This is a genomic window from Pedobacter sp. AC190 (assembly GCF_979258025.1).
In genome coordinates this window covers 3288779-3311607 of sequence record NZ_OZ409824.1, presented here as the reverse complement: position 1 = coordinate 3311607, position 22829 = coordinate 3288779, and the positions used below count along the sequence as shown (strand labels likewise).

22 protein-coding genes are annotated in these 22829 nt (G+C 37.6%); 15 read left to right on the top strand and 7 right to left on the bottom strand.

Going from position 1 to position 22829, the window contains the following annotated elements; genetic code table 11:
* The first annotated feature begins 89 nt into the window (after positions 1-89).
* The 10 genes from ACZZZI_RS14610 (at position 90) to ACZZZI_RS14565 (ending at position 10795) form a co-directional block, all read left to right on the top strand.
* The gene (locus ACZZZI_RS14610; RefSeq protein ID WP_463489834.1) at positions 90-2048 is read left to right on the top strand and encodes an AAA family ATPase; all 1959 of its coding nucleotides are present in this window, start codon (positions 90-92) and stop codon (positions 2046-2048) included.
* Positions 2049-2213: 165 nt separating this feature from the next.
* Positions 2214-3113 (top strand): recombinase RecT, encoded by a 900-nt coding sequence (locus ACZZZI_RS14605; protein ID WP_463489833.1) that lies wholly within the window; start codon positions 2214-2216, stop codon positions 3111-3113.
* Positions 3113-3847 carry an MBL fold metallo-hydrolase gene (locus ACZZZI_RS14600; RefSeq protein ID WP_463489832.1) on the top strand — a complete coding sequence of 245 codons (735 nt, stop codon included), beginning with the start codon at positions 3113-3115 and terminating at the stop codon, positions 3845-3847. The genes ACZZZI_RS14605 and ACZZZI_RS14600 overlap by 1 nt, the downstream gene beginning before the upstream one ends.
* A gap of 1 nt (position 3848) precedes the next feature.
* Positions 3849-4595 (top strand): hypothetical protein, encoded by a 747-nt coding sequence (locus tag ACZZZI_RS14595; protein WP_463489831.1) that lies wholly within the window; start codon positions 3849-3851, stop codon positions 4593-4595.
* A gap of 66 nt (positions 4596-4661) precedes the next feature.
* Entirely contained in the window at positions 4662-7256 is a 2595-nt protein-coding gene (locus ACZZZI_RS14590) for a DNA methyltransferase (protein WP_463489830.1), read from the top strand.
* Positions 7256-8044: a DNA cytosine methyltransferase gene (locus tag ACZZZI_RS14585; protein WP_463489829.1), complete on the top strand. Its 789-nt coding sequence runs from the start codon at positions 7256-7258 to the stop codon at positions 8042-8044. The genes ACZZZI_RS14590 and ACZZZI_RS14585 overlap by 1 nt, the downstream gene beginning before the upstream one ends.
* On the top strand, positions 8041-8652 hold the full coding sequence (locus ACZZZI_RS14580; protein WP_463489828.1) for a DUF7768 domain-containing protein: 612 nt from the start codon (positions 8041-8043) through the stop codon (positions 8650-8652). The genes ACZZZI_RS14585 and ACZZZI_RS14580 overlap by 4 nt, the downstream gene beginning before the upstream one ends.
* 56 nt (positions 8653-8708) lie before the next feature.
* The gene (locus ACZZZI_RS14575; RefSeq protein ID WP_463489827.1) at positions 8709-9578 is read left to right on the top strand and encodes a hypothetical protein; all 870 of its coding nucleotides are present in this window, start codon (positions 8709-8711) and stop codon (positions 9576-9578) included.
* A 1-nt stretch (position 9579) separates the two neighbouring features.
* Positions 9580-10416 (top strand): hypothetical protein, encoded by an 837-nt coding sequence (locus ACZZZI_RS14570; RefSeq protein ID WP_463489826.1) that lies wholly within the window; start codon positions 9580-9582, stop codon positions 10414-10416.
* Entirely contained in the window at positions 10391-10795 is a 405-nt protein-coding gene (locus ACZZZI_RS14565; RefSeq protein WP_463489825.1) for a hypothetical protein, read from the top strand. Before ACZZZI_RS14570 ends, ACZZZI_RS14565 begins: the two co-directional genes overlap by 26 nt.
* 11 nt (positions 10796-10806) lie before the next feature.
* Here the strand turns inward: ACZZZI_RS14565 and ACZZZI_RS14560 are convergent, their stop codons facing one another.
* From ACZZZI_RS14560 to ACZZZI_RS14535, 6 genes are all read right to left on the bottom strand, one after another.
* Positions 10807-11859 (bottom strand): LPO_1073/Vpar_1526 family protein, encoded by a 1053-nt coding sequence (locus tag ACZZZI_RS14560; RefSeq protein WP_463489824.1) that lies wholly within the window; start codon positions 11857-11859, stop codon positions 10807-10809.
* A gap of 271 nt (positions 11860-12130) precedes the next feature.
* On the bottom strand, positions 12131-13390 hold the full coding sequence (locus ACZZZI_RS14555; protein WP_463489823.1) for a DUF6161 domain-containing protein: 1260 nt from the start codon (positions 13388-13390) through the stop codon (positions 12131-12133).
* A 292-nt stretch (positions 13391-13682) separates the two neighbouring features.
* Positions 13683-14504, bottom strand: a complete 822-nt coding sequence (locus ACZZZI_RS14550; protein ID WP_463489822.1) for a hypothetical protein — start codon at positions 14502-14504, stop codon at positions 13683-13685.
* Between the two features lie 131 nt (positions 14505-14635).
* Entirely contained in the window at positions 14636-15118 is a 483-nt protein-coding gene (locus tag ACZZZI_RS14545; RefSeq protein WP_463489821.1) for a hypothetical protein, read from the bottom strand.
* Positions 15097-15753: a hypothetical protein gene (locus tag ACZZZI_RS14540; protein ID WP_463489820.1), complete on the bottom strand. Its 657-nt coding sequence runs from the start codon at positions 15751-15753 to the stop codon at positions 15097-15099. Before ACZZZI_RS14540 ends, ACZZZI_RS14545 begins: the two co-directional genes overlap by 22 nt.
* Positions 15753-16409, bottom strand: a complete 657-nt coding sequence (locus tag ACZZZI_RS14535; protein ID WP_463489819.1) for a hypothetical protein — start codon at positions 16407-16409, stop codon at positions 15753-15755. The genes ACZZZI_RS14540 and ACZZZI_RS14535 overlap by 1 nt, the downstream gene beginning before the upstream one ends.
* A gap of 176 nt (positions 16410-16585) precedes the next feature.
* Between ACZZZI_RS14535 and ACZZZI_RS14530 the strand changes: the two genes are divergently transcribed.
* From ACZZZI_RS14530 to ACZZZI_RS14510, 5 genes are read left to right on the top strand one after another with little or no spacing between them, the layout of a single operon-like run.
* Positions 16586-17239 carry a hypothetical protein gene (locus ACZZZI_RS14530; protein ID WP_463489818.1) on the top strand — a complete coding sequence of 218 codons (654 nt, stop codon included), beginning with the start codon at positions 16586-16588 and terminating at the stop codon, positions 17237-17239.
* Between the two features lies 1 nt (position 17240).
* Complete coding sequence (locus tag ACZZZI_RS14525) at positions 17241-17891, top strand: hypothetical protein (protein ID WP_463489817.1); 651 nt, start codon at positions 17241-17243, stop codon at positions 17889-17891.
* Positions 17851-19191, top strand: coding sequence for a phage terminase large subunit (locus tag ACZZZI_RS14520; protein WP_463489816.1), 1341 nt, complete (start codon positions 17851-17853; stop codon positions 19189-19191). The genes ACZZZI_RS14525 and ACZZZI_RS14520 overlap by 41 nt, the downstream gene beginning before the upstream one ends.
* 1 nt (position 19192) lies before the next feature.
* A complete protein-coding gene (locus ACZZZI_RS14515) occupies positions 19193-20620 on the top strand; it encodes a phage portal protein (protein ID WP_463489815.1) in 1428 nt (475 codons plus the stop codon).
* Positions 20621-20626: 6 nt separating this feature from the next.
* Positions 20627-22462 (top strand): hypothetical protein, encoded by a 1836-nt coding sequence (locus ACZZZI_RS14510; RefSeq protein ID WP_463489814.1) that lies wholly within the window; start codon positions 20627-20629, stop codon positions 22460-22462.
* On the opposite strand, the gene ACZZZI_RS14505 is transcribed toward ACZZZI_RS14510, so the two are convergent.
* Positions 22455-22733 carry a hypothetical protein gene (locus tag ACZZZI_RS14505; protein ID WP_463489813.1) on the bottom strand — a complete coding sequence of 93 codons (279 nt, stop codon included), beginning with the start codon at positions 22731-22733 and terminating at the stop codon, positions 22455-22457. The two genes, ACZZZI_RS14510 and ACZZZI_RS14505, sit on opposite strands and share 8 nt — an antisense overlap.
* Positions 22734-22829 lie beyond the last annotated feature (96 nt).

Genomic DNA, 22829 nt, shown 5'->3' with positions numbered 1-22829 from the left:
GAATAATCTTGGCTTTAATCTTTATGGCAGCATCTGCCTTAGCAATCATATCAGCAATCTAGTATTCACAACAACAAACAATCACAGCAATGAAAAGTATTAATCTAACAAAACTATCGCTTAGAAATTTCAAAGGTATAAAAGATCTTACCCTGGACTTTGCGAAACAAACAAACATCTTCGGAGCAAATGAAGCAGGTAAGACAACAATTTTCGATGCTTTTAACTGGCTATTATTCGGAAAGGATAGTTTCGATCGTAAAGACTTCGCAATCAAAAATACTGTTTTCCCTGAGCTTAACAGACAGGAACACGAAGTTGAAGGTGTTCTGGTGATCGATGATGAAATAGTTTCGCTAAAAAGAATCTATAAAGAAAAATGGACCAAACCAAAAGGCGCTACCAGGTCTGAACACACTGGAAATGTTCAAGAGTTTTACTGGAATGATGTTCCAATGCAAGCTGGCCAGTTCGCCGCTAAAATTAGCGAGGTGGTTGATGAAACTGTTTTCAAATTAATTACCAATGCTCTATACTTTAATCTGCTTCCATGGAAGAAAAGAAGAGAGTTCCTTTTCAAATTAGCTGGCGAAATTACCGACAACGATGTTGCCGCAACAAATAGCAAGTTCAAAGATTTAGTTGCAATTATCAGCAGCAAAAGCCTTGATGGTTATAAGGCTGAACTTAATGCAAAGAAAAAGAAGCTTAAGGATGATCTTGCTGCTATTCCTTTCCGTATTGATGAGCTTAGCCGCTCTCTTCCTGAGCAAAGAAACTTTGTTGCTTTAAAAGTTAAAAAAACCGAACTTGAAAGCAGCATTGCCGATATCGACACGTTGATCAGCGATAAAAGTAAAGCTAGTCAACAGCACTTAAATAATCTTCAGGAGAAACAACGTGGCATACACAAAATTAAAGGAGAATTAAACGATTTAAGATTCAATGCAGAATCAGATTTCAAAAAATCTATCAATGAACTATCGTCAAAAAGATCTACTCTTCAAAATGCCATCGCTGAGATCGAGCGCAATCTTAAGAGCAAAACTATCCTTATGGATAGCCAGAATGACACTAAGAAAGGCCTTGACCTAAGAAGAGACAATCTACGTCAGCTGTTTGATTCTACCAATAGCAAGGTTATTGAGTTTGATGATAATCAGTTTGCATGCCCTACATGTAAACGTGCATTCGAAGCTGAAGTAGTTGAGGAAGGTAAAGCGCAAATGCGCAAAAACTTCATGGCTGACAAAAATAAAGCGCTTGATGAAATTGAGGCTAAAGGGTTGGCACTAAAGAAAGAGTCCGAGGATTGCGAGCAAATGGTTTCAACTCTCACTACAGCAATCAATGACATAAATATTCAGCTATCGGCCGCGAGAAAAGATTTAGAAACATTCGAGGCTGAAAACCAAAATACATTCATAGTATTTAACGTTGAGAACTTCGAAAAAAGCGAAGCGTATGTTAAAATCAGCAACTCTTTAACAGCTGCAGAGCGTGAACTTGAAACTATTCAAGAGCCAGTAGAAAATAACACCGATGAATTAAAATCCCAAAAAGCTACGATATCAACTGAGTTAGATTCGATCAAAAAGGAAATTAATCTGGAAGATCAAATCACTATCGGCAATCAACGTATCGAAGATTTAAAGGTTCAGGAAACTAACCTATCTGCTCAGCTTGCAGAGCATGAAGGAACTGAACACACCATTGAAGAATTTACAAAAGCTAAAATTGAGCTTATTGAGCAAAGGATCAATGGCAAATTCCAGTTCGTTAAGTTCAAAATGTACGATTACACCATTGATGCTAACCCGATCGAAACTTGCGAAACGATGTATAAGGGAGTTCCTTTCAGTGATCTAAATACTGCTGGTAAGGTTTGGGCAGGCATTGATATTATCAATACGCTTTCTGATCACTACAAAGTGTTCGCTCCTATATTTTTGGATAACAGGGAAAGTGTGAGCATGATTCCTGCCACAGATAGCCAGGTAGTTAATCTAATCGTTTCACCAGATGATAAACAGTTGAGGGTTGCTTAATGAAAACGCAACACGGTAAACAGTACCCACTGGTCCGTTGTGATGATTGCAAATTCTATGAAACAACGGACCATCCATCAATCAAGTACTGCTCAAAAATAAAGATGATGCAGCCAGTGGTGGAATATAGAACATGTATAGTTAAACAAAAAATCAGCAAATAAAATGACAACAACAGCAGTAACAAGAACAAATCAAGCAGTATCATTCAATTTCTTTGATCCAGAACAATTTGCGACAATGAAAATGATTGCAGAACATTTTAGCGATTCAGAGTTAGTACCAGAAATGTACCGTACTAATTCAGAAAAAGGAATTACAGAGAAAAAGGCACAGGCCAATTGCATGATTGCGCTCAGTCTCGCTCAGAGAATGCAAGCTGATCCACTTATGGTCATGCAAAACCTAATCGTTATTCAAGGCCGCCCATCATGGTCTTCTAAATTCCTGATCGCAACGGTGAATACATGTGGCCGTTTCGAGACATTGAAATATAGATCAACCAACAAAGGGAAAATAGGAGTATTAAAGGTTCCTTACATAGTATGGAAATTATTACCTGGGGAATCTCAAAAAAAGAAAGTTACCGAGTACAAGGATGTTGATTACGGCACGCTTGAAAATATATGTATGGTAGCTTATACAAAAGAAAAAGGTTCGTCTGAGGAATTGGTATCTACGGAAGTTTCAATACTGATGGCTATACAAGAAGGTTGGTACGATAAGAATGGATCAAAATGGGTAACAATGCCAGAAAAAATGCTTAAGTATCGTGCCGCTTCCTTTTGGACAAACGAATATGCTCCAGAAATATCAATGGGAATGAAAACTGAGGAAGAAGCCGAGGACATCATCGACATTGAGCATACAGATGTCAGTACCCATGTCAATAATGAAATTACCGCAAAAGCAAATTCTAAAGAAATCAATTTCGAGGAAAACAACGGCAGCAATGGATCGGACGAATTACCAGAAAAAGAACCTTCAGTACTTGATCAGGTTGGCCAACAATTAGCAGAACAGGAAGAGGCAGGAGAATCTACAGGTAGAAGAGCTACATTCTAATGAATCTGCACGTAATAGGAACTGGTAGTAAAGGTAATGCCTATATCATTCAAAACGATGATGAGGCATTACTTATCGAATGTGGAGTTAAGTTTTCAGAATCAATGAAAGCATTAAACTTTAACACTCGTAAAGTTGCAGGCATCCTTATAAGTCACAGTCACTTGGACCATTGTAAGCACGTTAAAGATGTGATTAAGTCAGGAATCGATGTTTATTGCTTAAAAGAAACGAGCGATACTTTCGGAGTCGCCAGTCATCGAATTAATAATGTTCTACCAGGTAAAACATTTATGGTCGGTAACTTCAAAGTTGCTTCTTTCGACTTAAAGCATGATGTTCCATGTATCGGCTTCATTATCGAGCATTCTCAAACTGGAAGATTCTGTTTCATCACAGACAGCTACTATTGCGAATACAAGCTACCTGCAATGAACAACATGATTGTTGAAGCAAACTATTGCGAAACAATTCTGCAAGCTCGCTTAGATGCAGGTGAAGAGCCAAGCTTTCTGAGAGATAGGGTTATAAGAAGCCACATGAGCCTTCAAACCTGCAAGCAATTTCTTTTAGCTAATAATTTGAAAAATGTATTCAACATCGTTCTAATCCACTTAAGCGACAGAAACAGTCATGCACTAAGGTTCCAAAAAGAAGTTAAGGATTTAACTGCCAAAAAAGTAACAGTCGCCGCAAACGGCATCGTAATTCCTTTTGGCAAAACACCATTTTAAAATGAACAATCAAATATTACCAGTCCTTGATCTTGAAAAACTTCAAGAAAAAGCAAATGCTTCAGCTATGGCTGGAGCCACAAAAGCCATTGATGATTTTTACAACAGTTATGATAGTCCTTATAAAAAAGCAATCACTGAAAACTTGAAAAATAAGTCAGTAGATCAAAATTTTAACATTCCAGACATCATTGGTGTGCTTAACCAAAAGTTCAGCGAAGAAATCGACATAATAGCAAATACAGCAATTGCTAAAACCTTCGCACCAATGGTCAAGGCAATCCTGACACGGGAAGATGCAGAAATCAAATTTTCACGAATACTAAAGGAATTCATTGAAGCAACAGATTTCGAGTACAACAAACTAGATGTTGACGATTACCGAGTTGAGAGGGTAACCCGTCATGATGGAGTTTTAAGGGATAGTTTTTTTGAATATCAAATATCGAATGGTGAAGTAGGTTATGAACTTCATTTCTACAAGAACAATGAGAATACAACCATTATGAGCTTGCCTTATAAGCAGGATGAAAGAAAAAGCTATACCAGCAGAAGCTATGAAACTAAGCAAATCATGAAGATTTCTTTAGATGCTGGCGCAACGTTGGAATTGCCGTTCACAAAGGGAATTCTTGAAGACCCGTTCACCTCTTTTATTGCTCGTTTGGTGATAGGCAACAACCATGTAATTTTTGATGTCGAAGATTTTGATGAGGATATGTTTCCAAGAGATGAGTGCCATTGCTAAATAACTAAAACACTGGCTGGGAACCATGATGCAGCAACATCACCCAGCTATTAAATCACAACAACAATGATTGATATAGAATACGACGACTTTCTGAAAAGTAAAGTTAGACTGGCTCAACCTGATGGCTTTGACTGTAACCTAGACGAGATCAATCCAGCATTGAAACCGCACAATAAATTGATGGTAAAATGGTTGGTTGAAGGAGGTAGACGGGCTTGTTTTGCTTCATTTGGATTGCATAAAACTGTAACACAGTTAGAGGCTATCAGAGTAACATTAACTAAAACTGGTGGCCGTGGGTTGATCATTGCTCCTCTTGGAGTAAGAGCAGAATTTACCAAAGATGCGATAAACATTCTGGGATGGTCAGACGGCCCGAAATTTATTAGACGAATCGAGGAGGTTGGCGAAACTGGAATTTACATCACCAATTACGAAACCGTTCGCGATGGCAAGTTAGATCCTCGCCTATTTCAAGTGGCCAGTCTTGATGAAGCTTCTGTTTTACGTGGGCTTGGAGGTTCGAAAACCTTCCGTGAGTTCATGAGACTTTTTACAGGTGATGCTGGTCCTAATGGCGATCGTCGTGGAACTGAAATTGTAAAATACAGATTTGTTGCTACTGCCACACCATCACCTAACGATTACATTGAATTACTAGCTTATGCGGACTTTCTTGGCATCATGGATGTAAGCCAGGCTAAAACAAGATTCTTTAAGCGTGACAGCACAAAAGCTGATAATCTTAAGATTTACGAGCACAAGGTAGAAGAGTTCTGGATGTGGGTTGCAAGCTGGGCTTTATTCGTTTCTAAACCATCTGATCTAACAAATGATGAGTCGGATGATCAAGGCTACAATCTACCTCCATTAGATATCCGTTGGCATGAGATTCCTTCTGATCACACAAAGGCAGGTACCGAAAAGAATGGCCAATATAAAGCATTTGCAGAAACAGCCATTGGACTTGAAGGTTCAGCCAAAGAAAAAAGGTTAAGCCTTAAAAACCGTATTGACAAAATGGTCGCTATAGCAGCTGAAGATTCCGATGCGCATATAATCCTCTGGCATGATTTGGAGGATGAGCGTAGAATGATTGAGAAAGCATTTCCAGATTGCAAGTCGGTTTTTGGTAGCCAAAAGCTTGAGATCAGGGAAGATATTGTAATGGACTTTTCTTCTGGAAAACTTGGAAAGCTTGCAGGAAAACCATCAATGCTCGGATCAGGCACAAACCTGCAGAAGTTCTGCTCATGGGCAATCTATTCTGGAATCGGCTTCAAGTTTAATGATTTTATACAATCTATCCACAGGCTTTTAAGATTCGGGCAAACAGGAACAGTGCGAATAGATCTAATCTACACCGAGGCAGAAAGACAAATCAGAAAACAGTTAGAAAGAAAATGGCAGCAACACAATTTAATGGTTAACAAAATGATTGATATCATAAAACAATACGGCCTTTCACAGGCAGCAATGGCTCAAATGCTCACTAGAAAAATGGGCGTTGAAAGAGTTGAGATTAAGGGTGAGCGTTACACCTGGGTGAATAACGACAATGTTAAAGAATTGCCTTTAATCGAAACAAACTCAATCGGCTTAATTCTATCATCTATTCCTTTCGAAATGCAATACGAGTACTCTCCCAATTACGCTGATTATGGCCACTGTGAGAGCAGCGCAGAATTTTGGAAGCAGATGGATTACTCAACACCAGAAGCATTCAGAACTTTAATACCAGGTAGAATTTGTGCAATACACATTAAAGACAGGATCATACCTGGAGGAATAAATGGCTTAGGCTTTCAAACTGTAAGTCCTGTACATCTACATGCAATTAACCATTACACAAAACATGGCTTTGCCTACATCGGAATGAAAACGATCGTTACCGATGTTGTTCGAGAGAATAGCCAAACATATCGTTTAGGCTGGACAGAGCAATGCAAAGACGGTTCTAAAATGGGTGTTGGAATGCCAGAGTATCTTTTGCTTTTCCGTAAACCACCAAGTGACACCAGTAATGCATATGCAGATATTCCAGTAATAAAGCAAAAAAGAGAATTTGACAAAGCAAGCGGCCAGTACAGCAATAACGGTTATTCTCGTGCTCGCTGGCAGATGGATGCTCACGGCTTCACAAGATCTTGTGGTGAGCGATTACTAAATCCAACAGAAGTATCAAGACTTGAATCCGATGCTATTTTCAAACTATTCAAAACTCACAGCCTTGAGGAAGTTTGGGATTTCGAACAAGTAGTTAAAATTGCCGAAACTGTAGAAGCAGCTGGCAAACTTCCTCCAGGCTTCATGCTGCTTCAACCACAAAGCTGGAGCGAAGATGTATGGACCGATATCACCAGAATGCTTACACTAAACGGATCTCAATGGAGCCACGGTAAAGAAGCTCACGTTTGCCCAATGCAGTTTGATATTGCCGATCGAGTTATTGAGCAAATGAGTAATCCAGATGATATAGTACTCGACTATTTTGGAGGTTTGGGTACCGTGCCATTGCGAGCAATCAAGAAAGGCCGCCGAGGCTATGGTATAGAGCTTAATCCTGTCTATTTCTTGGATGGAGCAGGTTATTTAAAATCAGAAGAGCTTAAGCGTATTGTTCCAACATTATTTGATTTAGCGGAGGAGGTAGCGTAATGACTCACGGATCATTATTTAGTGGAATTGGAGGCTTCGATTTAGCCGCAGAATGGATGGGATGGGAAAACAAATTTCATTGCGAGAAAAACCCATTCGGACAAAAAGTATTAAAACATTATTGGCCAAAAAGTAAAAGTTATGAAGACATCACAACAACAGATTTCACTATTCACCGAGGGAAACTCGACATCATTACAGGTGGCTTTCCCTGCCAAGATGCAAGCACAGCAAAGCAGTGGGGTGAAGGTCAACAGGGGCTCAAAGGTTCCAGAACAGGACTATTCTGGCATATGGTTCGGGCAATTGAAGAAATACAACCCCGTTTCGGTGGTGTTTTCGAAAACGTCGAAAATTTTCTTAGAGTTAACGGAGGAAAAGACTTTGGAACAGTACTCGCTGAATTGGCCAGAATGGGGTACAATGCAGAATGGAGAGTTTGCAGAGCGTCAGATGTCGGTGCCCCCCATCACAGGGCAAGGTTGTATATCGTTGCTTACCCCAACAGCCTCAGATTACAGAAGGGACAAAGTTTTTTTTCCCATGTATACGAAAAGGCATCACCGATCGCCTGGGTCTCTAACGGAGCATCTGTACAGACTTTTCGGGGCGGTTCCTGGAGTAGTGAACCACCAACTTTATGCCTGGATGATGGGTTTTCCAATAAAGTACTTGGACTATCGGCGTCTCAGTTCAGAAAGCAACAGTTAATGGCTTATGGCAATGCAGTAGTTCCTGATATACCATTCAGAATATTTAAAGCAATACATCAATACGAATCATTATGAAAGTAGCATACATAGCTCACCCAATTGGTGGGAACGTACATTTCAACATCCGTCAAGTAGTAAAGAGAGTTGGCGAGATTAACAGAACGGAAGCAGATATATTACCGTTCGCACCATACATAGTTGATTGTATGGCTTTAAATGACAGTGATCCAAATGAGAGAAGCAGAGGATTTAAAAACAACTACCATTACTTTGAATCTGGCTTTATACAAGAGCTTCGCCTCTATGGTACCCACATTAGTTCAGGTATGCTAGAAGAAATCGAGTGGGCAGGTAAGTTTGGTATAGAAGTCAAAAACTACATTCACACTTTAGATAATGAAGATTCATTATTTGTTGAAATCCTTAATGCCGTATCTAAAACATTAGGCATTACTCCATCAGAGATCTTATCTAAAATAAGGAAAAGAGAGAACGTTATGGCCAGACAATTTTTGATAGGTATATATTATGACATGGATAAAAATGCTGGTCCAACTGATCTAGGCAAAAAGATGGGCTTAGACCATTCAACAGTACTTTATAACAAAGCTACCTGTGATGACTTATTATTCTCAGACAGCAAATTTAAAGCTCTTTATCAGGCCGCTAAGAGCCTTCTGTAGCTTTCGAAACATATCTTTTGGATATGTAACCAATTATCACTAAAATTGATGCATTAATGGCAAGGATTAGAACAATAAAACCAGACTTTTTTAAGAACGAAGATATAGCAGAATTACCAGCTTTAGTCCGACTTCTTTTCATCGGATTATGGACTCAAGCAGACCGTGAAGGGAAGCTCGAAGATCGTCCAAAAAGATTAAAAATAGAGATATTTCCTTACGATGAATTCGACATAAATGAAGGGTTAAATATGCTGCAAGATCGTGGTTTTATCACTAGATATTCTGTCATTGACGAGCATCATGAAAGCACAGTGCAAGTACCATGCAAGAACAGTGCGAGCACATACATTAAGATTTTAACTTTTCAAAAACATCAGCAGCCAAACACAAAAGAAGCCCGTAGCGCTATCCCTGACCCTGTTTTTCATAAAGCACCATACAAGCACAGTGCTAACACCGTGCTAGCATCACAGGAAGGGGAAAGGGAAGGGAAAGGAAAGGAAAGGGAACAGGAAGGGGAAGGAGAATGTTCCCCGCACCGTGATGAAGAATTTGAAAATTCAATTTTGGATTTTTTCGGGTTCAGCGTACACAGAAATTTTGATAAAGCAAGAACCGTAAATGAGTTCGTTTTTTCTTTAAAAAATTCTGATCGTTTGGATTATTTCAAAACCCAGTTTGACGCCTATCGAGACTTCAAAGATTTGTCGCAAGGTTTCATTCACTCGTTTCAAAATTTTATCGGAAACCAATCAACCGAATTTAATGACGGCGCATGGAACGCAGAAAACTGGACCTTCAGGCTAAACGAAGAAAAAGAAAAAAGTTCCGCGAAAAAAGAAAAAGCCAACGGAGGGCAGCAAACCACCAGAGGTATTCAGGCAGCAATGAAAGTGGGAGAAATTACCATGACGGAGGATTAACATGACACAGATCGCAACAACAACCAACGGATTGGCCATTCAGCAAAACAGCCATCCCCTACTCGCACCACCAGCTGTTCGAGAAGAAAAAACAGAAATTTTTAAAGCGGTTCAAATCGCTTTCGCCAAAGCTATGGCCGACTTAAGTCACAAAGGAATGTCGACCGAAGATTTGCAATACATCGTGAACGAATTGACCAAGAATATTCGCACAAAACCGAACCTAAACAACATCAGAGCCATTGAGATTCCGATCGCTTTTGCAAATGGTGTTCGTGGCAAATACGGCGAATACTTCGGTTTAAACGTGATATCTGGCGAGTTTTTCATCGAGAAATACCTCGAGAACGATAGACTAGAAGTTGCCAAAACATTGCCAGCTCTTGAAGTTCCAAAAAAAGAAATCATCATCACCAGAGATGATCGAATAAAGTTTGCCATTGCAGCTTTCGAAAAGTTTAAATTTCAAGACTCCTACAACGACCTAGGCAACATCGTTTACGATTTTCTTGATCGTGAAGGCCTAATAAAATTCACCACAAAAGAGAAGTTCGATGTGATGAATAAAATTCGACAAAAAGAATATCAACGATTATCAGCACCAACTTCCATCAGAGAAAAAGCTCAATTTGAAGTACAAATTCAAAAAATGATCGACTCAAACGAATCGATTATACCAGCAGCAAAGCGTGAATGTCTCCGAATGTTCTTCGCCAGTCTAAAAGAATCTGGTCAAGAGCTTCAGTTTGAAACGGCTCAATTAGATGATAATTTCTTGACTAATAGCGAATTAAACAAAACGCAGCTTAACGATGGAGGAGAGCCGAATCATGCCTAAAGTGCTCAAAACGAACGCTAAGAGTTCGAACCGCAAACCTGCGAAGAAAAAAAAGGGTGCACCAGACTTCTTTTGCGCTCTGGTTCGATCTGACCTGAAGCTTGAGATTATCACAGAGCATCGCTTCCATCCTACCCGACGTTGGCGATTTGATTACGCGATCCTTGAGCACAAGATTGCCATCGAAAAAGATGGTGGAGTCTGGATGAAAGGTGGAGGTGCTCACTCAAGACCTCAAAACATTTTGCGAGACATGGAAAAGCTCACGCAAGCGAGCGTTTTAGGCTGGACAGTAATCAGAAGAACTCCTGATCAGTTGAACAAGCAGGAAACGCTTGATTTAATTAAGGAAACTTTGAAAAATAGGTATTTAAAATAAAATAGCAGAAGTTATTTGATCCATATTGATATCGGTAGCTTGTGACCGATAAGTCTGTGGAGGTTTGACAGCGCAATGGCAGTTCCAACAGGAGTTAACGAAAAAGACTTCCATTTCGTGCTGTTATGAATACTTTTAGCCGCCATATAACCTTTCAAATTCTTCTCGCAGAATTCTTTCAGTTCATTTTCATCTAACTTATTTATCGCTAGAAAACCTACAATATATTGAATTCTTTCTTCTACAAACCCCATATCTCGCAAGGCTTTGGTTAAAGTATCTTTCTCGTTATATCTTAATTGCAGCTTTGTTTGATCGTGAAAACTTTCTATCAATAAGATGTTCGCTTCTGATTCGTTTAACTGGATTTCCTCCCTGCTAAAACCCTTTGCAAAATAAGGGGAATAAAATTTTAACAAATTCAACTGAGGATCACCCCACTTGCCAGTAGACAAACTACCTAACCTTAAGTATTCTAAAATCGAAATATCATCATCAACCTGATCAATATCTAATTCCGTCAGAAACGATGTGTATTCATTAAATTTTGAAACTAACTCCCCTAAGTTCAATTCACCTGTAAACTCTGTTTTTCTTATTATATGTGTTGCACTTAACAGATTCAGTTGATGAACTGTCAATGACGATGCTATTTTTAAACTTTCATCTAATACAATTCTGACCCTATTTTTTTGAGGAGTTTTAGCACGTTCAATTAAAATTTCAACCAGCATATCTGCAACATCCTCGTCACCATTTTTTGCATACTCCTTTTGCGCTTGATATAAAGAATCGATCATCCCAGGATCCTTAAATTCATCTAAGGATTCAGGGCTTTCGGTAGCCAAACGGGATATTAATTTTTCTGCAATTTCGGTAGCGCGTTCTATTGCTACGGCAGCAGCTTCGTCTCTAAGCTTCAGAAAATTATCCTTAAAGACATCAATAGCGATATTTTTGGCGTCTATATAGGTAAGCCCGTTATAATTATTGTTAATTGTCTGCGCCTGATTATTGGTAGAGGAATCACCAGCCGTGATATTAGTTTCATTTTTGAGAGCCATTGTTTATCGTTTGATTTATGTTACCAGTAGACTGATTGTTATTTGAATTAGGCCCTGAGTTGATTGTAAAATTTGGAGCCGATGGATTTTTTGTTTCGGATTTTTTGCCGAACATAGCAAAGGCAAGTGAAACTGAACTAATTAAGGCCCCTATGAATGGCAGAATAGATCTATCATTATATAACCATATAAAAGCAAAAATTACTATCAAGGAACAAAGAATTTTAAATGTCATAATATTTTAATTTACCATAAGTATTTATATGTAAAACTATTTAGAGAGAAAACTTTTTAAAGCATCAGTTGGCATTGCAGGCGCCCCGTCATCTTTCAACAGGCCTGTCTCAGCTCTACTGAACAATGAAGTAATAATTAGATTTTGTTGCTCTTTTTCAACTGCTGACTCTTTCAAGAGAGATAAATAGAAATTTGTTAATAATCGTCGTTCTTGGCAATCCCTTGCTAAATGATATGCGCTAAACATAATTTTTGTTATTTGCTTTATAGCAAATGCCATTAGTCCAATCATTGTTAGATAAGCTATTGTCCACCTAACAGCCGCACTTTTGTCATTATCAAACCAACTTTTGTATATGTTATCAGGAGCTTCTATTAAAATTACCCATAAAGAAATAGCCGAAATTAAAATCATGCTTACAAGAATTCCAAGGTAAAGATTCCCTTTCTGGCTATGGATTTTGCCTTCAGTTCTCCAGTGTTCAGCAGGAGCGGAGAGCATTAATTTTTTACTGAAAGTTTCCTCTAAATCCTCTATGGTTTTTTGCGAAGACTGGTCGAAATTATTGGCAGTTTCGGACATTTCAATAAACAAATTATCAAATTGCTTTTTTTGTTCTTCTTTTTGGTTGTCAATTTCAGTCCAAAACTGTATAAACGATTCGTTAGTTTCCCGTAAATGGACAGCTAAATCTTGCTCAACATCAGATAGTGTTTCTTCAACTTTTTTCTTTAAATCCTGTATAGGATTTTTATCAGTTAAATGAAGCTCGCTATTATTTTCCCACTTCATTAATCTTATCTCATAGCCGAGCATATATCCAGTAAAAGCATGATAATCTGCAATGTTTCCACAACTTTGCTTGGTAAGATACTGAAAAGTACTTGTTGCAATCGTTAAATTGTCATGCTCAAGTGAATTCAAAAGTTGTGTTTCTCGAGAATCGTAAGTGAATATTTTTGTTCCTCTGTTAATATAGGAAGATAGAAAATTTTGCCATCGGTTTAAAAGTTGTCCTTTCAATTCGTCAAAAGGGGTTAATGAAACTAATCCGACTAATTGCTCTTTAATAATTTGGAAATACTGAACAGACTGTGATAGATTACTTCCCTCAATAAGATCTAATTTCTCAAACCCATTTAGCTGATTGATAACAAATTGATATAAAGAGTTTATACCTTTGAAATTTACTGATTCTTGCAAGTCAGATAGCAGTATTTCCGATTCAAGGCTTGAAAATTCTTTTCGTACTTCAATACCTGTAGTATGTTTTCTAAATTCTTTTAAGTCCATGAGATGTTAATTTCCTCTAATATAAAACTAATTTGATTACTAATTAAGCATGAAAATTTATGGGGTACTAAGATGTGATTTGCAAAAAAAAGAACTAGTGGGCCAGCTAAGGAGAATAAAGTGAACTGACCGAGTTGCGGAAAATATGATAAATATGAAACTGTACGGCTAGAAAGTTAAAGGCACTGAAGAATTAATGTTTGATGAACTAATAAAATAAATATGAACTAGTAAATTATCATTTACCATATCATGTTCTAGATTACTTCCAGCTTTCTGAATTTAGTTCATATTAAAATCTAAAAAACCAATTCGTATTTGAAATCTTCAAAACCTCTTTTTTTAGATTTTCTCGTTTAACAACTCTTATAGATGAATCTGGCGTATTGTAAACGAAGTAAAATTTTTGCGATTTACCAATGAATATAACTTTAGTTGTACAGAGGATATATTCACTATCTTCTGTTATTAGTAAAGTGCCTTTGTATGGATTTTTCTTGGTCACGTAATTATATTTAAACATTGATATGGCCATTATTGATATAGTTAGCACCGCAAATGGAAGAGCGAACATTATATTTATGTAAGGAAAGTATCTTTTTGAAAGTGCTGCAATGGGATTTCTTGTTAGTAGATGCACACTATATTGAGCTTGAAAATATCCAATTGCTGAAAGTAAAGCCATTAAAACGAATGCTACATAACAGAAGGCTCTTGCTTCGCTTTCTTTAATAAATGTTCCACAACAAATCCCAATTAACCCTATTAAGACAACAGCAGCATAAAATTTTAAATCATCCTTTTCATTTTCGACCCTTTTTCTCAATGTCGAGTTATCAAAGAGCTTGAAAATACTCAGTTTTTTGAAAAAATTATATGCTACGGGCATTATGACTGCAATCTGAAGCTGAGTAATTATCAACAGAATAATGCCAACCAATAAAAAATCTTTAATGCTACCAATTATTACCTCATAAGAATCATAGTAGGTAATTGGAGAAAAATTAAAAAGCTGATAATATAATAATACCGATGCTTGTGAAAAGACAGTTACTATAAGGGTTACAGGGATCATCTTAGTTAAAGAAAACCCAGGAGATTTTTCGCTATTCATGAGAGATTAATTTTTGCGAATATAAAAAACTAATCTGAATAGCAGTTGATGAAAGAAATGGATAAGATATATTGCAAAGATAATTAATCTATCATGGATAGAAATAATAAAGCTAGACGATAAATTCTAAACTAGGCCGTTTTTGGATTTAGTATTTCTATCACCCTATCAACTTCAGCAGTAATGTAATCTCTATTAAGATCTGCAATTAAGATGGCATGCGTTGCTAATTTTAACCTTAAATCAGTATCGTTATGGTACAAGTCACAATGACTCATATTTCTTGGTTTTCCAATTATGTTTTTTCTGTCTCTTGGGGTATACATAAGCTTTTGAATTCTTTTTTCACTAATAATATCGCGCAAAGCAAGAGCAACTATCTCAAAGTTAGCAGGTACTTTGAGAGTTTCTGTATTATGCCTGAATGTCAAGCCTAAGCGAACTAAACATTCTTCTGGTGTTGTATATTTGCTCCAATCAAAGGAGATACCCTTAACATTCTCTTTGAAAACGTTTGAGTGCGGTTTATTATCTCGGATTTCATTTTTAGATACCTGACGATATAGAATACACTTGAGAGTAAAATCACCTACTATTTCAAATTGTGCATCCATTTCATCAAATGTTCGTAAACCCTATCCGTCGGGACATTCCCTTTTATATAAAGTTTATCCTTATAAAGATCTCCGTAATAATCCCCCACAATTTCATCATCTTCAAAGTAGAAGTTGATTAGAAACCTTGCTTTATCTAGCATCCATTCAAAATCTATTGAACCATCAGAAACAGGGTTTATTGTGGGTGACTGAATTACCATTCGTGATTCTGAATGGATCGCTTGAATATAGGATAAAATTGTGCTACAAGATGTTTTAAATAGATCAGAAGATATTTCTGGAGCGACGTCTCCGTCCCATCCTGATTCGAAATTTAAAATGTATTGTGACTTAGCGATTACCTCTTTGATATTTTCGAAAGGGTCAATATATTCAGCAAGATATTCGTTTTGGAAAATGTCTACATGGAAACCTTTCGATAGGAAATTATCCCCTAGTTTATCAAGGTCGAGAATTCTAGATTCCTTCCAAGTATGCATATAGCTACTGGTAAAAAATTCTGGCTCGTCTATAATAAAAATATTCTTACTTAGATCATCAAATTGCGACCAACCCATTTGATAATTTAAATCAAGGCATCGATCATTTGATTCTTCGAGCTTATTGTGAGAGGTTTGCTTTAATAGCTGCATTAATCAGTATATGTTATAAAAGAAAAAGTATCTTTATACTCTTCCATCAATGTATTAGTTTTGTCGATTGCTCTTTCGATTTGAGATTTAAGCGTCTTTAGTTCATCAAGATCTAAACTCAAGAAGAAATTTTTTTCTTCCTCATCATTAAGATAAGTAAAGCGTATCTGATTATTTACAACAGCATATCTTGGTTGTTGAGATAGATGATCTTGAAAGACAAGTCTAATGTCTGTCATTGTCGTCGAACTTCTGAAAGTGTTTTGGACATCTTGACTTAGAGCTAATGCCTTATAAGAGATCTTAATCGTATTAGAATGCTTGAACAAAGTGACAATTCTATCTTTCGACAGATCGTTGGTAATTGTTTTGTCTGAGTCTTGCCTAGATGAATAATACTCCATCAAATCATTCGCAATTTCTTCAAGGCTCTTTTCCTTCTCTAAAAGAATATTTCCAAAAGAATAAATCGTAGATGAAATATCATCTATATTCACTAATGCAAGATCTCGGAGAAACTCTTTGAACTTTATCGGATTACCACCAACTTTGAAATGCTCAATTTTTTCGATCAACCTAACAAAATTGTGGTCATCTAATTTGAGAATTGTCTCAAAACCTTTTATAAATCTATCGGGTACAAAATACTTTGCCATATACACTTTTTAAATTGTTAAATCATTTCAACATTTTAAAAACTAAACTAATTAAGTGATTTTATAACACATAATTGGGGTCAAATATACGGAAAAATACAATTTAGAACAATTCTAAATAAAACAAGCGTTAATAACATATCTTTTAGATATGTTTTTTATTTATCTTTGCGTATATGGAAATCGTTACGCAATCAATTCCCACCATTAAAATCTGGCCTAACACTGGTCAGATTGCTGGCATTCCACAGAACCCTAGAGGGATTCGGGATGACCGTTTTGTCAAGTTGGTTAAGTCCATTATCGACCATCCAGAAATGCTTGAACTTCGAGAATGTCTCGTTGTCGAGTATGCTGATGAATTCGTAGCGATTGCTGGTAACATGAGATTGAGAGCTGTTGTAGAGGCAGCCTCAATTTCTGATGAAGAGTTCGCGAAGGTCATTGAGCAAAAGCAATCCCTAGATAATTTTAATGAGTGGCTAGCCGCCTTCTCTGCATTGAAAGAAAATAAAACTATTCCCTGCAAGATCATCCCTAGAACCGCCACCCTTGAGCAAATCAAAGCCTACATCATTAAAGATAATGTTGGATTTGGTAATGATGATTATGATATCCTAGCTAATGAATGGGAGCAGCAAGATCTTATTGATTGGGGAATGGAGCTCCCAAACTTCATTGATCCAGAAGATGAAGAGGAGGAAAAAGATAAAAAGTCAGTTGTCAGGCTTGTAATTGAGTTTGACGGTGATTTAAGCGATTACGATGAGATCAAAAGAAGGGTGAGTAATATCGTTGAAGAGTTCCCATCTGCAAAATTGAAAGATTAGTATGGGAAAGAACTTCGTTGGCAACAAAACAGCAAAGCAAAAGAAAGAAGCGAGGTTACTACACGTAGCCGAGCTCTTCGCTAAAGGATATGGCTTCAGACAAATAGCCGAGGAGGTTAAGAAAAGACTTCGCCTAGAAACCTATTCCATTTCTACGGTAAAAAAGGATGTTGACAGTCTCAAGTCAGAATGGAAACAAAGCCGTATTGCTGAAATGGATGATGCGATTAACCATGAGCTCTATAAAATCAACATTCAAGAGCGAGAATTATGGGAGGCATGGGAGAAATCCAAATCTGATCAAAAGCTTACCAGCAAAAAACAGAAAGGTGTTGCAGGCAAAACTAAAGCTGTCGGTCCTAATGGTCTAGTTGATGCGGATAAGATCGTCACTACTGGCATTGAGAAGACCGAAAAGGATGAAATCAATTACGGTGATCCTAGATATCAAGCAGAGATCACAAAGCTTGGCCAAGAGCGAAGAAAATTAACTGGAATGTATGCAGCTGAGAAAAAAGAGCTTACTGGTAAAGATGGTGCTCCCTTATTCAATGGTTTTGATGCATTCATGGCGGACTGTAAAGACCTGGGAGATTTTGATAAAGAAGTAAATGAAGCAACTCAGCAAGAAACAACTAATAGCACTGGGTAAACTCCATTGGCAATGCCTAGTAAAGTTTGTTTTTTATGGTGGTGCTGCTGGTGGTGGTAAAAGCTGGTTAGGCTGCTTCTGGTTAATGACAATGTGTTGGCGTTTCCCAGGTACAAGGTGGTTTATTGGTCGTGACAGTTTAAAAGATACCCGTGAGTCAGTATTGATCACATGGGGTAAAGTTGCAAAAGAATACGGTTTTACTGAATGGAAGTATGCCGACAATGAAATAAAGTTTAATAACGGTTCGGCCGTTGTGTTCCTTGATTTATCGTTTTATCCACAGAAGGACCCGATGTTTGAAAGGCTCGGCTCGAAAGAATATACTGGAGGTTGGATTGAAGAGGCTGGTGAGGTTCACTTTGCGGCATTCGACACATTGAAATCTCGTGTAGGCAGGCACATGAATACCGAATATGGTATTGTTCCTAAGATCCTGATCACTGCTAACCCAAAGAAGAACTGGCTATATACAACGTTCTGGAAACCTTTTAGAAATAAATGCCTTGACAAAGCTTATGCATTTATCAGAGCATTATACCAGGACAACCCTTTCCTATCTGCCGATTACATTGACAATATGCGCCAGATTACCGACAAGGTAAAAAGAGAGAGGCTTTTGAAAGGGAATTTCGATTATGATGACAATCCCAATGCTTTATGTGATTATGACTCGATTGTCAGCATGTTCGGAGGCAACATTATCAAGCCAACAGGTAAATACTACCTAACTGCAGATATTGCCCGACTTGGCTCTGATAAGGCTGTGATCATGGTTTGGGATGGTTTCCGAGTGATTGATATGGTTGAGTTTGATGTATCAAGAACAACAGAACTGCAACATGCAATCAACACTTTACGCTACAAATACAGCATCCCTTCAGACCGATGTATTGCAGATGAGGATGGTGTCGGCGGTGGGGTCGTTGACAATTGCGGAATCTTAGGATTTGTAAATAATAGCAGCGCGTTACCTCATCCAGATAGCGGAGTTGATGAACCTTACGCTAACCTGCAAGCTCAATGTGCTTACAAGCTAGCTGAAATGGTAAATAAACGATTGATTTCGATTGATGATTGTGTCGACATACCAGCTGATATAAAAGATGATATCATCACCGAGATAGAACAGATCCAAACATGGAAAATGGATGATGATAATGCGAAAATTAGAATTAAACCAAAAAGTGAGGTTAAGGCAGATATTGGCCGCTCACCAGATTACCGAGATACGCTATTGATGAGAATGTATTTCGTTTACAGAGAACATGAACCACAAGACTTAGAAGGAGTTTTTTAATATGAAAGTTGAACAGATTGCACCAGGCGCCAGCATCGATACAGTGATTGCAAATTTAAAGATGAGGCCTTATCCCCTTCCAGACGTTACCAAATACGAAAAGAGACTCAATGTCAAAGGTCACGAGGTTTTCAATCCAGCTATGAGAGAGGATAAAACTATTTATCCTGATCCCGTAAAGGATGAAACTGGCAAGATCACCAGTAAGGGCGAAGCTAAAACTGAAAAGGTCAATCGCATTGGTTTTGCATTACAAAAGCTGGTGATTAAACGTGCTGTATCTTTTCTATTCGGAAATAAGGTTGTGTTAGACTATACCGCTGAATCTGACGAAGAAAAGGCTCTTATAGAATGCTTGGAAGAAATGCTCGAAGACAACAAAGAGGAGTTCTTAAATAAGCAGGTTGCTCGAAAAGTGTTTTCATTTACTGAAGCTGCTGAGTACTGGTTCACGGTTGAAGGAACCGAAACTCATGATGAATATGGATTCCCTACTAAGTTTAAATTGCGTTCTAAAATCTTTAGTCCAGACAAGGGCGATAAGCTTTACCCCTACTTCGATGAGCATGAGAACCTTGTTGCTTTTAGCAGAGAGTTCACCATCAAAAAACCTAACCTTGAAATTGTCTATTTTGAAACGTACACCGACGAAGAGCTGGTAAGATGGAAGCAGTCAAGCCTTTCTATCAATGGAAGCTGGATGGAAGATCACAGGGAAGAAATTCCGATTAAAAAGATTCCGATTGCTTATGCCAGACAGGATGAAATGGAAACGGAAGATATCGAGAGCATCATCAACCGTTTAGAAAAGATGTTTTCCAATCTTGGAGATACCAATGACTACCATTCTGCTCCGAAAATCTTTGTTAATGGCCGAATCTTAAGCTTTGGTTCAAAAGGATCAAGCAATACAGTTATTCAAGGCGAGAAAGATGCTAAAGCGGAATACCTTTCATGGGATCATGCTCCAGAGTCATTTTTAGTCGAGGCAAATAACCTGATCAAGATGGCTTATACGATTACTCAAACTCCTGATATAAGTTTTGATAGCGTTAAAGGCATTGGTGCACTTTCTGGCATTGCATTAAAGCTGATGTTTTTAGATGCGCACTTAAAGGTTAAGGATAAAGAGGAAATCTTCATCCCTTATCTGCAACGCCGCTACAAAATCATGAGAGCTTATGCTGTCGAAATGAAAAACAGCTTTAAATCAGCTTCTAAAATGAAGATTAAGCCAATTATTGAACCTTACATGATTGCTGATGAGTTAATGCAGGCACAAGTACTTTCAACTGCTAATGGAGGCAAACCATTTATGTCGCAACTGGAATCAGTAAAAGCTTACGGCGGTAATCAGGATGATTACGACAAAATCAAAGAAGAAAAAAAGGAAGATAGTCTGGTGAATACCTTCGAAAACTCTTATTAATAACAATTGGCTAAGCGCAGGCTTATAAATATCAATGATTCAGCTTTAGAGAAAGCTCACCTTTCGCGTATTGAAAATTATGCCGAAATGGTTAAGGCTATCTTTACTTCTACCATTGAAGAATATGTAAAGCTTGCGGTAACAGTGAGGGATTTTAATCCTGATAAGGTTTTTAGCTTCAAAGATTACCCGCAAACTAATGACCAGGTAAATAAGATCTTAAAATCCGCTTACCAGAATGTTATTGGAACAATTAGAAATGGAATCGATGAAGAATGGAAGTTTGCGGGAACCAAGAACGATAAGCTTGTGGAGGCAGTACTTGGCACTTCCAAACTTACCAAAGAACAGATCGAAAAATACAGCAATCGTAACCTTGATGCTTTAAAAACCTTCCAAAACCGTAAAGATGGTAAAGATAGATTAGGCTTATCAGAACGTATATGGAAAATTGTTAAAGATCATAAACAAGAAATTGAGTTAGGACTTGATATCGGAATTGGCGAAGGAAAGTCTGCTGCAGAGATATCTAAACTATTACGACAACATTTAGAAGACCCTTCAAATCTCTTTAGAAGGGTTAGAAACAAACGAGGGAATCTTATTCCATCGAAAGCGGCTCAGGCTTACAATCCTGGTACTGGTGTTTATCGCTCATCATTCAAAAATGCAATGAGAGTGACAAGAACTGAAACCAACATGGCTTACCGAGCCAGTGATCATGAACGTTGGGGCCAGTTAGACTTTGTGGTCGGCATTGAGATCAGGCTTTCCAACAATCCTAACCATTGTCCTTTATGTCTAGCTCTGGCAGGCTTATATCCTAAAACATTCAAATTTGTTGGCTGGCACCCACAATGCCGTTGTCATGCAATCTCCATTCTAAAAACTGCTGATGAGATCGATAGGGAAGAAAAAATTAAGATCAATGGCGGCAAACCAGACGGTAAGTCCTCAAGGACTATCACTGATGTACCAGACAAGTTTAAGGAGTGGGTAGAAGTAAACAAAGCAAGGGCAGGAAATGCTAAAAGCACACCATTCTGGATAAGAGATAATTTTAAGGATGGTAATATCAATAAAGGCCTGTCTCTACAATCTAAAACAGATCAACCTAAACCTAACAGAGTTCCAAAACCTCCAGTAACTAAAATAGAGAAGAAAGAAAAAGGTATTCTAAATTTAAAAGATTTTATAAAAGGAGATATCCCTACGAATAAAGAAGCTGAAGACATAATGCTTGCTTTTGCAAATAATAATCCAGAGAACTTTAGAACTGGACTTGGAACAGTTCGGTTCCGTCAATCACGATCATATATGATGCAGCATAGTGCAAACTATAAAAGCTTAACTAATGAATGGACTGGCAGGGCTGATATTTCTGTAAGTAAAAATACATTTTTGAGCATCGGGTTTAATCCAGAAAAGGAATTTAAAGAGGCATTAGCTGCCATCAAGAATGGTAATAATTTAACATTTAACCAAGAGTACTCGCTAGAATCAATGTGGCACGAAATTTTGCACGCAAAGACTAAGACACCTCCAAGAAAATTAACTACCAGTCAAACCCAGGCTATGGAAACCGTTAATCAGTTCGTAGCTCGTCATACCTACGAAGACTTTGTTAAAGCACTTGGTGGCAAGGCTTTAAATAAGGCCGCTATATTGGAAAAAGGTTACGGTTATTCATCTTGGATTACCAATTTCAGAAACCGACTAAAAACAGCGGGAATAAGTGAGAAATTAGCTTTAGATGAACTTACACCAATATTAATGAAAGACTACAGAAGTATAGAATTTGAATTAATGAAATTCTTTAGCAAACACTCTAAAACTAAATAGGATTTTGTGCATAATCTAAACCACCACGATATTGTCTTTCAATATCAGGAATTTGTTTCCAGATTGCTTTCGCCTCATCCATCAATTCACGATTTTCTAAAAGCAATGCGAGGTCTAGAAGTTTACCTTCATTACTATTTTCTTTATCGTAATCTGAATTCGGCAATTTAAAAACAGAGAAACCATAAGCCATTGTATCTGCCTTTTTATCAAATCCAAAGAGTTCAATAAGCTCTTCATCGGTCGGATTGTAATCAAAAATCGTTTTCATATTACTTTGTTTTCTATTCAAAAATACAAAACTAAATACTAAATTTGCTTTGTAAGCGTGAGAAACTTACTATCGAGTGTCAAACTTGAGAGCGTT

What these genes read in the sequence shown, in the direction of transcription:
- ACZZZI_RS14565 (WP_463489825.1), top strand. Translation starts at nt 10,391, where the DNA reads ATGGAGGAGAGCCGAATCATGCCTAAAGTGCTCAAAACGAACGCTAAG.
- ACZZZI_RS14570 (WP_463489826.1), top strand. Translation starts at nt 9,580, where the DNA reads ATGACACAGATCGCAACAACAACCAACGGATTGGCCATTCAGCAAAAC.
- ACZZZI_RS14560 (WP_463489824.1), bottom strand. Translation starts at nt 11,859, where the DNA reads ATGGCTCTCAAAAATGAAACTAATATCACGGCTGGTGATTCCTCTACC.
- ACZZZI_RS14575 (WP_463489827.1), top strand. Translation starts at nt 8,709, where the DNA reads ATGGCAAGGATTAGAACAATAAAACCAGACTTTTTTAAGAACGAAGAT.
- ACZZZI_RS14605 (WP_463489833.1), top strand. Translation starts at nt 2,214, where the DNA reads ATGACAACAACAGCAGTAACAAGAACAAATCAAGCAGTATCATTCAAT.
- ACZZZI_RS14550 (WP_463489822.1), bottom strand. Translation starts at nt 14,504, where the DNA reads ATGAATAGCGAAAAATCTCCTGGGTTTTCTTTAACTAAGATGATCCCT.
- ACZZZI_RS14530 (WP_463489818.1), top strand. Translation starts at nt 16,586, where the DNA reads ATGGAAATCGTTACGCAATCAATTCCCACCATTAAAATCTGGCCTAAC.
- ACZZZI_RS14535 (WP_463489819.1), bottom strand. Translation starts at nt 16,409, where the DNA reads ATGGCAAAGTATTTTGTACCCGATAGATTTATAAAAGGTTTTGAGACA.
- ACZZZI_RS14515 (WP_463489815.1), top strand. Translation starts at nt 19,193, where the DNA reads ATGAAAGTTGAACAGATTGCACCAGGCGCCAGCATCGATACAGTGATT.
- ACZZZI_RS14595 (WP_463489831.1), top strand. Translation starts at nt 3,849, where the DNA reads ATGAACAATCAAATATTACCAGTCCTTGATCTTGAAAAACTTCAAGAA.
- ACZZZI_RS14540 (WP_463489820.1), bottom strand. Translation starts at nt 15,753, where the DNA reads ATGCAGCTATTAAAGCAAACCTCTCACAATAAGCTCGAAGAATCAAAT.
- ACZZZI_RS14555 (WP_463489823.1), bottom strand. Translation starts at nt 13,390, where the DNA reads ATGGACTTAAAAGAATTTAGAAAACATACTACAGGTATTGAAGTACGA.
- ACZZZI_RS14585 (WP_463489829.1), top strand. Translation starts at nt 7,256, where the DNA reads ATGACTCACGGATCATTATTTAGTGGAATTGGAGGCTTCGATTTAGCC.
- ACZZZI_RS14580 (WP_463489828.1), top strand. Translation starts at nt 8,041, where the DNA reads ATGAAAGTAGCATACATAGCTCACCCAATTGGTGGGAACGTACATTTC.
- ACZZZI_RS14520 (WP_463489816.1), top strand. Translation starts at nt 17,851, where the DNA reads ATGAAGCAACTCAGCAAGAAACAACTAATAGCACTGGGTAAACTCCAT.
- ACZZZI_RS14525 (WP_463489817.1), top strand. Translation starts at nt 17,241, where the DNA reads ATGGGAAAGAACTTCGTTGGCAACAAAACAGCAAAGCAAAAGAAAGAA.
- ACZZZI_RS14505 (WP_463489813.1), bottom strand. Translation starts at nt 22,733, where the DNA reads ATGAAAACGATTTTTGATTACAATCCGACCGATGAAGAGCTTATTGAA.
- ACZZZI_RS14545 (WP_463489821.1), bottom strand. Translation starts at nt 15,118, where the DNA reads ATGGATGCACAATTTGAAATAGTAGGTGATTTTACTCTCAAGTGTATT.
- ACZZZI_RS14600 (WP_463489832.1), top strand. Translation starts at nt 3,113, where the DNA reads ATGAATCTGCACGTAATAGGAACTGGTAGTAAAGGTAATGCCTATATC.
- ACZZZI_RS14610 (WP_463489834.1), top strand. Translation starts at nt 90, where the DNA reads ATGAAAAGTATTAATCTAACAAAACTATCGCTTAGAAATTTCAAAGGT.
- ACZZZI_RS14590 (WP_463489830.1), top strand. Translation starts at nt 4,662, where the DNA reads ATGATTGATATAGAATACGACGACTTTCTGAAAAGTAAAGTTAGACTG.